The sequence below is a fragment of the Nocardia sp. NPDC004168 genome, assembly GCF_040610355.1.
In the GTDB taxonomy this organism is placed as follows: domain Bacteria; phylum Actinomycetota; class Actinomycetes; order Mycobacteriales; family Mycobacteriaceae; genus Nocardia; species Nocardia sichangensis.
Window position 1 is genome coordinate 13332 of the sequence record NZ_JBEXME010000014.1, and the last position, 13597, is coordinate 26928.

General features: G+C 69.8%; 7 protein-coding genes. All 7 read left to right on the forward strand.

The window, feature by feature from the left end; genetic code table 11:
• Positions 1-319: 319 nt before the first annotated feature.
• From ABZW96_RS23470 to ABZW96_RS23500, 7 genes are read left to right on the forward strand one after another with little or no spacing between them, the layout of a single operon-like run.
• Positions 320-6643, forward strand: coding sequence for an SDR family NAD(P)-dependent oxidoreductase (locus ABZW96_RS23470; protein WP_355077726.1), 6324 nt, complete (start codon positions 320-322; stop codon positions 6641-6643).
• Entirely contained in the window at positions 6640-8058 is a 1419-nt protein-coding gene (locus ABZW96_RS23475; protein WP_355077728.1) for an aminotransferase class I/II-fold pyridoxal phosphate-dependent enzyme, read from the forward strand. The genes ABZW96_RS23470 and ABZW96_RS23475 overlap by 4 nt, the downstream gene beginning before the upstream one ends.
• 47 nt (positions 8059-8105) lie before the next feature.
• Positions 8106-10067 carry a CRTAC1 family protein gene (locus ABZW96_RS23480; RefSeq protein WP_355077730.1) on the forward strand — a complete coding sequence of 654 codons (1962 nt, stop codon included), beginning with the start codon at positions 8106-8108 and terminating at the stop codon, positions 10065-10067.
• The gene (locus tag ABZW96_RS23485) at positions 10064-11254 is read left to right on the forward strand and encodes an enediyne biosynthesis protein (RefSeq protein WP_355077732.1); all 1191 of its coding nucleotides are present in this window, start codon (positions 10064-10066) and stop codon (positions 11252-11254) included. Before ABZW96_RS23480 ends, ABZW96_RS23485 begins: the two co-directional genes overlap by 4 nt.
• Entirely contained in the window at positions 11251-11745 is a 495-nt protein-coding gene (locus ABZW96_RS23490) for a flavin reductase family protein (protein ID WP_355077734.1), read from the forward strand. Before ABZW96_RS23485 ends, ABZW96_RS23490 begins: the two co-directional genes overlap by 4 nt.
• Positions 11746-11779: 34 nt before the next feature.
• Positions 11780-12742, forward strand: coding sequence for a DUF1702 family protein (locus ABZW96_RS23495; RefSeq protein WP_355077736.1), 963 nt, complete (start codon positions 11780-11782; stop codon positions 12740-12742).
• Positions 12743-12751: 9 nt separating this feature from the next.
• A complete protein-coding gene (locus ABZW96_RS23500; protein WP_355077738.1) occupies positions 12752-13555 on the forward strand; it encodes an SDR family oxidoreductase in 804 nt (267 codons plus the stop codon).
• The last annotated feature ends 42 nt before the right edge of the window (positions 13556-13597 follow it).

The window sequence follows — 13597 nt, forward strand, 5'->3', positions numbered from 1 at the left end:
CCACCGCTCGATAACTCTGTAATAACGCCGGAATAATCCCGTCATACCCCCTCTGAACTGCGTTGATGACGAATTCGGCATTACTTGCCCAGCAATGGTTTTCGGTAACCGCCCGCACGATTCCGTATTGACCTTCGCGAATCGCCGCTCCTACCATGGGTGGACACTGACCTCCTACCGCGGAACCACTTCACCGCCGGACGACGCCATGGCCGAACAGGTTTACCGGCGCCGCGATTCCGGCTGTCTCCACGCTGATTCGACGACGCCGACGTGAAACCGTCTGCGTTTCCGAATGCCCGAGCATCAGGGGATTTTCATGCCCAATGTAGCAATTGTCGGTATCGGCTGCCGTTTTCCGGGCGGCATCGACGGACCGGACACTTTCTGGGATCTCGTCGTGCACAAGGGCGACGGGATCGTGGAAGTACCGGCGGACCGCTGGAACCTCGCGAAGTTCTACGACCCGGACCCGGACGCCCCGGGGCGGATGTACACCAGGCATGGTGGATTCCTGACCCAGTCGCTGTGGGACTTCGACGCCGAGTTCTTCGGCATCTCCCAGCGTGAGGCGTCGATCATGGATCCGCAGCAGCGGCTGCTGCTCGAGGTCGCCTGGGAGGCGCTCGACGACGCGGGGATGGCGGGCCGGGTCGGCGGCCGCGAGGTCGGCGTGTTCGTCGGCGGCTTCATGAACGACAACGCGCTGGTGCGCAGCGGCTCGGTGGCCAGGGCCTCGATCAACAGCCACAGCCCGACCAGCTCGTCGCACACGCTGCTGTCGGCCCGCATCGCGTTCCTGCTGGATCTGCTCGGACCCACCATGACCATCGACACCGCCTGCTCCTCCTCCTTGGTCGCGCTGCACCAGGCGGTGCTGGCGCTGGAGTCGGGCGAGTGCGAGACGGCGATCGTCGGCGGCGCCAACGCGATGCTGCGCCCCGAGGCGTTCATCTCCATGTGCAAGGGCCGCTTCCTCTCCGTCGACGGCCGGTGCAAGTCCTTCGACGCGGCCGCCGACGGCTACGGGCGCGGTGAGGGCGCGGGCGCCGTGGTGCTGAAGACGCTGGACGCGGCGGTCCGCGACCGCGACCGGATCTACGCGGTGGTGCGCGGCAGCGGCGTGAACCAGGACGGCCGTACGCTGGCCATCCCGGTGCCCAACCCGGCCGCGCAGGAGGCGCTGGCCCGGCGCGTGCACCGGCTGGCGGGCATCGACGCGCACGACGTCCGCTATGTGGAGGCGCACGGCACCGGCACGCCGGTCGGCGACCCGCTCGAATTGGCCGCCCTCGGAGCGGTGTACGGCGCGGTCGAGGGCCGCGACGAACCGCTGCCGGTCGGCTCGGTGAAGAACAACATCGGCCACACCGAGGCCGCCGCGGGCGTCGCGGGTCTCATCAAGGCCGCGCTGACGCTGCACCACGGCGTCATCGCACCGCAACTGCGGCTGGACAACCCGAACCCGGAGATCCGGTTCGACGAACTGCGAGTGCGCATTCCGCTGGAGACCGAACCGCTGCCCAACGACGACGGCCGGGCCGCGGTGGCGGTCAACAGCTTCGGCTACGGCGGCACCAACGCCCATGCGGTCCTCACCCGCGCGCCGGAAGCGCCCGCGCAGGAGCGGACGCGCGGGCCGATCACGGTGCTGCCGCTGTCGGCCCGCAACGAGACCGCGTTGCGCACGATGGCCACCCAGGTGCACGACCTGACCGAGACCATCCCCGCGGACGCGGTGACCGAGGCGGCGTGGACGCAGCGGGCGCACCATCCGATCCGCGCGGCGTTCGCCTACCGCGACACCGACGACCTCCGCGCGCAACTGGCCGATTTCGCCGCGGGCGCGAGCAAGTCACCCGCCCGCGCGCTCACCGACGGCTCCACCCAGCCGGTGTTCGTGTTCAGCGGCATGGGCCCGCAGTGGTGGGGCATGGCCCGTGGCCTGCTCGAGGCCGACGGGCATTTCGCCGCCGCCGCGCGATCGATCGACGAAATCTTCCAGGACATCGCGGGCTGGTCGATCGTCGAGGAACTGCTGCGCCCCGAGGCGGAGTCGCAGATCACCAGAACCGCGTACGCGCAGCCGGCGAACTTCCTGGTCCAGGCCGCGCTCCTGGCCGAATTCGCCGAACTCGGCATTCACCCCGCCGCGGTGGTCGGCCACAGCGTCGGCGAAGTGGCCGCGGCCTACGCCTCGGGCTCGCTGTCGCTGCACGACGCGCTGCTGGTGAGCTATCACCGCGCCCGGTTGCAGGCCACCACCGCGGGCACCGGCGGCATGCTCGCCGTCGGCCTGTCGGAAGACCAACTGCGCGAGCGTCTCGCGGGCGTGGCGGGCGTCTGCGTCGCGGCGATCAACAGCCACTCCGCGGCGACGCTGTCCGGCGACTCGGCCGAATTGGACCGTATTCGCGAGGAACTCACCGCCGAAGGCGTCTTCGCCAGGGCGCTGCGCGTCGAGGTGCCCTACCACAGCCACCTGATGGACCCCATCCTCGGCGAACTCACCACCGTGCTCGCCGGACTCGCGCCACGACCCGCGCGGGTGCCGATCTGGTCCACCGTCACCGGCGGGGAACTGTCCGGCCCCGACTGGGACGCCGAGTACTGGTGCCGCAACGTACGCGAGCCGGTGCGGTTCGGCGCGGCCGTGGACAGCCTGCTCGACGCAGGCCACCGGGTCTTCCTCGAGGTGGGACCGCACCCGGTGCTCAGCGGCAACATCAAGGAGGCGTTCGTGCGCCGCGGCCTGGACGGCGCGGCGATCAGCACGCTGTCCCGCAACGCCGACGACCGCGACAACCTGCTGCGCGCGGTCGGCGAGCTGTACCAGACGGGCGGCTTGGACACGGCGCACGCACCGGGCGCGACGGAAACGCCTGTGGCGCATCTGGATCTGCCTCGCTACCCGTGGCAGCGCCGCACGCTGTGGACCGAGGACCCGGCGATCGAGGCGGACCGCGTCGGCGCGGTCGACGGCTACGTCATGCTCGGCCAGCGCACCGCGGCGTCCGCGCCGGAGTGGGAAGTCGAGTTGTCGGTGGCCGCGCTGCCGTGGCTGCCCGATCACGTGGTGGACGGTTCCGTCGTGCTGCCGGGCGCGGCCTATCTGGACGCCGCGCTCAGCGCCGTCGCGGTGCGGACCGGTCGCGCCTGCTTCGGGCTGGAGTCGGTCCAGTTCGTCGCGCCGCTGGTGATCGGCAGGCACGACGTGCCGGTATTGCGTCTCACCGTCGAGGAGACCACCCACAGGTTCACCCTGCGTTCGCGCGCCGCCACCGCGACCACCTGGACCGTCAACGCGTACGGCAGGCTGATCGAGGCGGACGTCGACGCGCGCTCCGTCGACCTCACCCCGGCGGCCGACGCGGTGGAGGTGTCCGCGGCGACGCTCTACGACGGCCTGGCCGCGCACGGCCTCGCCTACGGACCGAGCTTCCGGCTGATCACCGCCGCCAGCGTGGGTTCCGACTCCGTGCTGGCCCGGCTGGATCTCACGCCGCTGGCCGGGAGCGCGCCGAGCCTGCCGCATCTGGCCCATCCCGCGGCGGTCGACGCCGCGCTGCAATGTTTCGCGGCGCTGTACGCGCAGACCGCGCACGGCGCGAGCGTCGTGGTGCCGTCCTCGGTCGCCGGGGTCCGCTGGACCGGCCCGCTGCCCGAGCAGGCCGTCGTGCTCGTCCGCCGCGTCGACGGCGACCCGCTGTGCGCGGACATCACCGTCGCTTCGCCGGAAGGTGCCGTGGCACTGCATCTTTCAGGTGTACGATTTGCCGCCCTCGGGGGCGATCCGGATCTGCACGAGCAGCTCGACGGGCTGTTCTACGAGCCGGTGTGGTCCATCGTCGACGACACCGCGACCGCCGACGAACCCGCGGACGGGGAGGAGTTCCTGCTCGTGGTCAGCCTGGGCAGCACCGTCTCCCAGCGCGCGAAGGAGATCGCCAGCGCGCGAGCGTCGGCGGAGATCCTGACCCTGGAACCGGAGGAGGCCGACGCCTCCGATCGTGTCCTCGCCGCCCTGCGCGCCGCGCAGGAGCGGCCCGGCGTGACGCGCGGTCGCCTCGTCGTGGTGTCCGGCGCCGAACTGGACGCGGTGCCCAACGCCTACGGGCTCGCCCAGGTCGCCAAAGCGGTCGGCGAACTGGTGGTCGGCGAGGAGGACGACGACGCCCCGGCGACCGAGGTGCGCGCGGTGGTGGTCACCGAGCAGGCGTTCTGCCTGCCGGTCGACGCCTTCGCCCATCCCGCGCAGGCCGCGCTCACCGGCGCCCGGCGCACGCTGCGCAACGAGCAGCCCGCGGTGCAGTGGCGACTGGTCGACACCGAATCCACTACGCGCGCCGCGGACATCCTGGAGCAGGTGTTCGGCGACGGACGAGCCGACGAGGTCGCCTTGCGGGCGGGCGCGTGCTGGGCGCTGCATCTGCGCAAGTCCCTGCGCGACCATCTGGCGGTCTGGGACGAGGCCGCGCCGCTGACCGACCCGGAAACCTCTTTCCGCCTGGAGGTTCCGCGCTCCCGATTGCTGTCGGACCTGGCGTGGCGCGCGGTCGATCGCGTGCCGCCGGGGCCGGGCGAGGTCGAGATCCGGATGGACGCGGTGGGCCTGAACTACAAGGACGCGCTCAAGGTGCTCGGTGTGCTCACCGAAAAGGAGCTGGCCGGCACGTATTTCGGCACCGACCTGGGTATGGACGGTTTCGGCGTGGTCGAGCGCGTCGGCCCGGGAGTGACCGAGGTCGCCGTCGGGGACGAGATGTCGGTGTGTGCCAGGGACCTGGTTCGCAGGTACGTCACCCTCCGGCCCGACGAGGGCGCCACGATGCCACTCGACTACCCGGACACCGAGCTCGACCCGTGCCATTCCAGCTCGGTACTGCCCTTCCTCACCGCCGAATTCGCCTTCGGCGAGCTCGCGCACCTGCGACCGGGTGAGACGGTGCTGATCCACGGCGCGGCGGGCGGCATGGGCATGGCCGCGGTCCAAGTGGCGGTGCGCCTCGGTGCGCGGGTGATCGCGACGGCGGGCTCGGAAGAGCGCCGAGCGGTGGCCGCGGCGGCGGGGGCGCACGAGGTGGTCAACTCGCGTTCGATCAGCTTCGTCGACGACGTACTCGGCCTGACCGCGGGACGTGGCGTCGACGTGGTCTACAACTCCTCCCCCGGCGAGATCCTTCAGCAGAACCTGCGGGCGGCCGCCGAGTTCGGGCGGATCATCGAGATCGGCAAGGCCGACATCTACGGCGGCGGCGCGATCGACCTGCGCCCCTTCGACCGGAACCTGTCGTTCTTCGCCGTGGACATGGACCGCGCCCTGGCCGTGCGCCCCGAACTGGTCCGCCGCGCGGCGCGCCGGGCGATGGACGCGCTGAACGACGGCACCTACGAGTACCTGCCGTACACCGCGTTCCCGCTCACGTCGACCGCCGAGGCGTTCGAGACCGTGGTGCGGTCCAAGCAGATCGGCCGGGTCGTGCTCGATCTGCGGGAGCCGGAACCGACCGTGCTGGCCAAGCGGCCGAGTCTGCCGATCGACCCCGCGGCCAGCTACCTGGTGACCGGCGGCTTCGGCGCGTTCGGTCTGGCCACCGCGCGCTGGCTGGTGCGGATCGGCGCGCGGCGCGTGGTGCTGGCCGGACGCAGCGGCGCGACCGGTGACGCGGCCCGCGCCGCGGTCGCCGAGCTCACCGCCACGGGCGTGGAGGTCGTCGAGGAGCGTCTCGACATGGCCGACTACGACGCCGTCGCCGCGCTGGTCGAACGCATTCAGGCCAGCGGACATCCCCTGCGCGGGGTGTTCCACGCGGCCGGCGTGGTGAACAACCTCGAGGTCCCGCAGATCACCGCCGAGTCGCTGGCGGAGATCTTCGGCCCCAAGGTCGCCGGTGCGGTCAACCTGGACACCGCCGTCACCGCCGCCGATATCGACCTCGACATGTTCGTGCTGTTCTCCTCGGCGAGCAGCATCGTCGGCATCTCGCCCCAATTCGGCTACGCGGCAGCGAATTCCGTGTTGGACATGATCGCGTCCGCCCGCCGGGCCCGCGGCGCTGCCGCACTCGCGGTGAACTGGGGCTTCATGAGCGGTGGTGGCGGCATGGCCGATTACGAGGCGGTCAGCCGATATGCGGAGATGACCGGTTACCGCTCGGTGGACATGGACGTGGCCACCGATCTGCTGGGCGAGTGCTTGCGGCTGAACCTGCCGCAGATCGTGCTGTTCGACGTGGACTGGAGTCAGTGGGCGCTGGCGCATCGCCCGTCCACCCGCACACCGCGTTTCGCCGACCAGGTGGCGGCCGCGGGCGGCGGGGCGTCGGGCGCGGGCGCGCTGCGGGCGGAGATCCTTCAACTGGGGGTGGAGCAGCGCGGCGAGGTGGTGGCCTACCTGCTCGCCGAGCAGCTGGCCGCGGTGCTCGGCGTCGACGCCGAGACGATCGATCTGAACACCCCGCTGCCCGAGCTCGGCATGGATTCGCTGATGGGCATGGAGTTCGGCGCCCGCGTGGTGCAAGTGCTCGGCACCCAGCTGTCGGTGCTCGCCGTGATCGGACTGACGTTGCGCGGGCTCGGCGCGCGAATTGCCGAGCAGATTGTCCAGGAAGAAGAGCGCGCGGCGAGGAGCGAGGACGAATGACCGGCAACAACAGGGAACTGGCCCGCGCACTGCTGGCCAGGCACGCCAACGGCGAGAACACCGCCCCGGCGACCGGCAACGGCGCGCGTGCCGCGGACGGTCCCGCCGTCCCTACCGCGGCGACCGGCAACAGCGCGTCGCGCGGAGTCGCGCACACGTCGTTCCGTGACCACCCCGGCGTGCTCGAGGCCGCGCAGCGGTTCGGGCGGTTCGACGCCTGGGTCAACGAGGTCGGTCTGGTCAACCCGTACTACCTGCCGCACGAGGGCATCAGCGGCGCGGTGACCCGGATGGCCGATCGGGACGTGGTGAACTTCAGCAGCTTCGGCTACCTGGACCTGGCCGCCGACCCCCGGGTACGACAGGCCGCCAAGGACGCGATCGATCAGTACGGCACCTCCGCCGCCGCGGTCCGGATCGTGGCGGGCGAGCTGCCGATCTATCGCGAACTGGAAGCCGAGATCGCGCGCATCTACGACACCGAGGCGGCGCTGGTGACCGCGAGCGGCTACCTCACCAACGCCGCCGCGGTCGGATTCCTGCTCGGCAAGCGTGATCTCGCGGTCTGTGACGCGCTGATCCACCACAGCGTGGTCTCCGGCACGGAGTGGTCGCGCTGCAAGCGAGTTTCCTTCCGGCACAACGATCCGGAGTCGCTCGAGACGATCCTCAAGATGTCGCGGCGCAGCTTCGACCGGGCCATGGTGATCATCGAGGGCCTCTACAGCATGGACGGCGACGTGGTGCGGTTGCCCGAGATCATCGAGGTGGCCCGGCGCTACGACTGCTCGATCATGATCGACGAGGCGCATTCGTTCGGCACCCTCGGCGCCACCGGGCACGGTGTGCGCGAGCTGTTCGACCTGCCCGGCGACGCCGTGGACGTCTGGATGGGCACGCTGTCCAAAGCGCTCGGCAGCGTCGGCGGCTACCTCGCGGGCAACCGGGAACTGGTCGACGGATTCAAGTACGTCGCGGGCGGTTTGAGCATGTACACCGCCGCCCCGGCCCCGTCGGCGATCGGCGCCGCCTTGGCCGGGCTCGGGGTCCTGCGCGACGAGCCGGAACGCGTGACGCGGCTGCGGCACAACAGCGAGTACTTCCACCGCCGCGCCAAGGACTACGGCTTCGACATCGGCACGTCGGAGGGTTCGCCGATCATCCCCGTGATGACCGGCGCCGACGAACCCGCCGTGCTGGCGGCATTGGCCATGCTGCAACGCGACTTCAGCGTGAACGCCATCACCCACCCGGTCGTCCCGGCGGGAGAGGCCAGGCTGCGGTTCTTCATCAACTGCAGGCACACCGAGCAGCAAATGGACCAGGCGCTGGCCACGCTGCGCGAGGTGCTCGACGGACTCGCGGACACCGCGGGACAGCAATTCACACTCGCCCATGAGGAGCAGCACTCGTGAAAATTCCCATCAATCGATCCCTCCTCCGAAAGGCGGTGGTGCCCGGGGTGGCACTGCTGCTGATGGGCTCGCTGTTCATTCCCGCACGGTCGGCGCTGCTGCCCACCTACGACGAGGCGGGCGGCCCCATCGCGAGCAAGTTCGACTTCACCGCGATGCCGATCGCGCTGCCAAAGGGCCTGCCGACCGACCGCAAGATCCGCGAGCTGCGCGAACCGTACAAGCACCTGTCGGCCTGGATCTCCTCGGTCGGCGCGGCCATCGCGATGAACGACTTCGACGGCAACCGGCTTGCCGACGACCTGTGCGTGGTCGACCCCCGCTCCGACACGGCCTTCATCACGCCGACGCCGGACAGCAACACCGCCCGGTACGAGCCCTTCGTGCTCGATCCGCGGCCGCTGCCCGCCGACTCCTCCACGGTTCCGTCCGGCTGCATCCCGGGCGACTTCAACGGTGACGGCCGCATGGACGCGCTGGTGTCGTACTACGGCCGCACGCCGATCCTGTACCTGCAGCGCGCCAACGCGACCCACCTGGACGCCAAGGCGTTCCGCCCGGTGGACATCGTGCCGTCCCCGAACACCCCGGACGGGCACTACGAGGGCCAGCGCTGGATCACCGCGGCGGTCTCGGTGTCCGACTTCGACGGTGACGGCAAGCCGGACATCTACCTGGGCCAGTACTTCAACGACATGGACGTGCTCTCCAAGGACGGCCAGCTCGCGCTGTGGATGACCGACTCGCTGTCCAACGCGCGCAACGGCGGCAAGGATCGCATCTTCACCCTCGCCTCCGCCAAATCGGGTGACGAGCCGACCGCCGAGTACCGCGAGGTGGCCAACCCGTTCCCGATCGGCATGGACACCGGATGGGCGCTGGCCGCCGCCGCGGCCGACCTGAACGGCGATCAGCTTCCCGAGCTGTACGTGGCCAACGACTTCGGGCGCGACCGCCTGTTCGTCAACAAGTCCACACCGGGCCAGATCCGCTTCGGCTACGCCGAGGGCGAACGCGGCATCACCGAGCCGAAGTCCTATGTGATGGGCCATGATTCGGACAAGGGCATGGCGGCCGACTTCGGCGACCTGAACGGCGACGGCATGCCCGACCTGTTCGTCAGCAACATCGCCGTGCGCTTCGCGCTCATGGAAGGCCACTTCGCGTTCTACAACACGGCCAAAGACACGGCCGACGCGGCACGTCAACTGGCCGAGGGCGTCGCGCCGTTCAAGAACCGCGCCACTGACGTCGGGCTGGCCTGGGAGACCTGGGGCTGGGACGCCAAGATCGATGACTTCGACAACGACGGCCGCAACGAACTGATCCAGGCGACCGGCATGATCAAGGGCGAGACCAACCGGTGGCCGCAGATCCAGGAACTCGGCACCATGAACGACGACCTGACCAGGTACCCCTGGGCCTGGCCGATCATCAGCTCGGACGCCGATCTGGCGGGCAGCAATCCGGTCGGCTTCTTCAGCCGCGGTGACGACGGCAAGTTCGCCAACCTCACCCACGCGCTCGGCATGGACACCCCGGTACCCTCGCGCGGCATCGCGGTCGGCGACACCTCCGGCAACGGCGCGCTCAGCTTCGCCGTCGCCCGCCAGTGGGGCGACCCGACCTTCTACCACAACAACAAGGCGAAGGGCGGCCAGTTCCTCGGCCTGAAGCTGTTCAAGCAGGCTTGGGAGGGCAACGCGGCCACGACCACCGTCGCCGGTCTGCCCCCGCAGGGCGTTCCGGCGGTGGACGCCCAGGTCGAGGTCCGCACCCCGGACGGCCGGTTGCTCACCAGCCACCTCGACGGCGGCAGCGGGCACACCGGCAAGCGGGCCACCGAGGTGCACATCGGCCTCGGCGAGGTCGATCCGGCCGCCCCGTTGAACGTCACGCTCCGCTGGCGGGAGACCAACGGCACCCCGCACGATCAATCCCTCCAGCTCGCGCCGGGCTGGCACACCGTGAACCTCGCCTCGGACGCGCAGGAGGTCAAGCAGCGATGAGCGACAACGACAACAAGGATCCGGGCGAGGCGAAAGCCGCCTCGAACGGTCATCACGAAACATCGGCGGCCAACGGCAACGGCGCGGCCAACGGCAACGGCGCCGCTCCCGAAAGCAACGGCACGGCCGCACCGACGACCACCGCCGAACGCATCTCGTCGATGCAGCGCTCGGGCACCGAATTCGCCAAGGAATGGATGGAAAAGCCCGCGGCGACGAAGGATCCGCGCTACCTGGCGCTGCGCAACTTCGCCATCTCGATCACGATCTTCAACCTGATCGGGTTCCCGCTGCTCGGCTTCGAGCAGCCGTTCCTCTGGCCGTTCATCGCACTGGCCACCGCCTACACCACCGAAATCGGGCTGGAGGTCCTGGCGGCCTGGGCGTACAAGCGTGCGCCCGCCTTCCGCGGCCGCGGACCGCGTGGGTTGTTCGAATTCCTGTTGCCCGCGCACATCACCGGCTTGGCGTTCAACTTCCTGACCTTCGCGCACGACAAGCTGTGGCCGGTGATCTTCGGCATCGTGGTCGCGGTCGGCACGAAGTGGGTGCTGCGCGCCAAGATCAACGGCAAGATGCGCCACTTCATGAACCCGTCGAACTTCGGTGTCGTGGTGTGCTTCCTGGTGTTCCCGATGATCGCGGTGGCACCGCCGTACCACTTCACCGAATACATCACCGGACCGGCGGACGCGCTCATCGTGCTCGGCCTGCTCACGACCGGCACCATGCTCAACGCCAAGCTGACGCTGAAGATGCCGCTGATCATGGCGTGGGTGGGCGCGTTCGCGCTGCAGGCCATCGTGCGCGGGCTCATCGAACCGAACATCTCGATCCTGGCCGGCCTGAGCATGATGACCGGTCTGGCGTTCGTCTTGTTCACCAACTACATGGTCACCGACCCTGGCACCACCCCGTCGGGCAAGAAGCAGCAGATCATGTTCGGCGCCTCGGTCGGCATCATGTACGGCGTGGTCACCGCGCTGCACATCTCCTACGGGTTGTTCATCGCGCTGGTCATCGTCTGCGGCGCGCGCGGCGTCTACTGGTGGGTGCGCGGCATCGCCGAATGGTGGCGGCAACGCGGCGCCGCGCCGGAAGCGGCGGAGCAGCCCGTGGTGGCCGACGACCTGGAGGCCGACATCGCGGGTGAACCCGAACCGGAGAAGGAGGCCGCCCGCTCATGACCGACCGCGCCGAGCTGCGCCGCGTGCTCGGCGCGTTCACCACCGGTGTCACCGTGGTCACCACCGGGTGGCCACGGCCGCACGGCATGACCGCCAACGCGTTCACGTCCGTCTCGCTGGATCCCCCGCTGATCCTGGTGTGCGTCGCCCATACGGCGCGCCTCCACCGCGCGATCCACGAGGCGGGCGCGTTCGCCGTTTCGGTGCTTTCGGCGGACCAGGAGCCGGTGGCCCGGTATTTCGCCGACTCGGCGCGCCCCGACGGCAGCGCGCAATTCGACCAGGTCGAGTGGTTCCCCGGACCGCACACCGCGGCGCCGATGCTGGCGCACGCGGCCGCGGGCTTGGAGTGCAAGCTCGACGCCGTATTCGACAGCGGCGACCACAGCATCGTCGTCGGCGAGGTCGTACACGCCGAACGCGACGCCGAACTGGCCGCCACGGGAACGCTGACCTTCTTCGACGGCGGCTTCCGTCGCTTGATCCTGTGACGATCCCCCACTCCTCCGACGATTGGAGAACCCCATGCCCTCGCCGTTGGGTCCGCTGCGCGCGGCCCTGTTCGTCCCCAGTCCGGCCAGTGTCCGCCAGGTGCTCAGCGGGTTCGAGCAGCCCGACCAGCACACCGCGCTCGAACTCGAGCAGGTGACGATGCATTTGGTCGGCGGCATCGACTCCGCGGTCCGCAGCTCCGACAACGACGAGCTGATCGCCACCCTCTTGCGGGTGCCGCCGAAGTACCGCGGGTTCGCCTACGAGGGCGCGGCAGTCGGCCTCACCGCTGTCGACTCGCTCTCGCCCGGCCGGCGCGCCGCCGACCTGATCGACGGCCCGGCCGGCGAATACGCGCTGACCATGTACGTCGGCGTCGGCCTCGCCATGGCGAAGATCCCGAAGTTCCGGTGGAAGAAGCTGTTCCCGCAGCACCCGCTGTTCCGCTGGCTCGCCATCGACGGCTACGGCTTCTACAAGGCGTTCTTCCAGATGCAGCGCTACGTGCGGGACAAGCACGTCGAGACCCGCTACCCCGGCTGGCTCGGCGACCGCGACAACCTGAAGCGCATCGCGGACCAGGGCATGGGCCGCGCGCTGTGGTTCATCGGCGGCGGCAGCCCGGCCGGTGTCGTGCGGCTGATCGGCGAGTTCGAGCCGAAACGGCACGCCGATCTGTGGAGCGGCGTCGGCATCGCCGTCACCTTCGCGGGCGGCGTGGAATCGGCTGCGATGGAGGAACTCTGGGACGTGGCCGGCGAGTTCCGGCCGCAGCTGTCGCTGGGCTCGGCCATGGTCGCCCGCATCCGGCAGCAGACCAACAGCGTCAACGAGCACAGCGAAGCGGCGGCGCAGGTCTTCTGCGGGACCACCGTGGCGAAGACCGACGCGCTGATCGAGAGTTCGCTCGATGATCTGCCCGACGACGGCAGCTCCGCCACCTATCTGCTGTGGCGGGACCGGATCGCCGACATCGTCACCGCCAGTCGAGCCTGAGTCGCCGCGATGGCACGGGTCAAGGACTGGGTCGGCAAGCACGTCATCGTCACCGGAGGATCGGAAGGGATCGGCGCCGCGGTGGCGGAGGCCTTCGCGGGGCGTGGGGCGCAGGTCTCGCTCATCGCGCGGCGGAAGCTTCCGCTGCGCGACACCGCGAAACGACTGGGCGCGGACTGGGCCGCCGCGGACGTCACGAGCGCGGACCAACTCGCCTCGGCCATCACGGAACTGGAGCAGCGCAACGGACCGTGCGAGGTCATCGCCTGCTGCGCCGGTCTCGCGCTGCCCGGGCGGTTCCTCGAAGTGCGGCCCGACGAGTTCGAGGCGCAGATGTCGGCGAACTATCTCGGCGCGGTGCACGCGGTGCGGCGGGTGCTGCCCGGCATGGTGGAGCGGTCCAGGGGAAAGATCCTGTTGGTCAGCTCCACGTCGGCGTTTCTCGGCATCACCGGGTATACCGCCTACGGACCGACCAAGGCGAGCATCCGGCAGCTGGCGTTGTGCCTGCGCTACGAAGTGGAGCCGAAAGGCGTGGACGTCACGGTGATCTATCCGGCCGACACCGACACACCGGGGCTGGCCATGGAGAACACCCGTAAGCCGGTCGAGACCAAGGCGATCACCGGGTCGATCGAGCCGATGCCTGCCGAGCGCGTCGCCGAGGCCGCCGTGCGCGGCCTGGAACGCGGCCGCCACCACATCGCGCTCGACCCGCTCACGCGGTTCTTCCTGGCCTGGGCGAACCTGCCCGAGGACATCGCGCGGCCGTTCATGCGCCGCACCATAGCCAAGGCATTGCGGGGCAGCTGAACGCCGACCCGGCAAAGGCCCGCTCACCCATCGATTGCGATG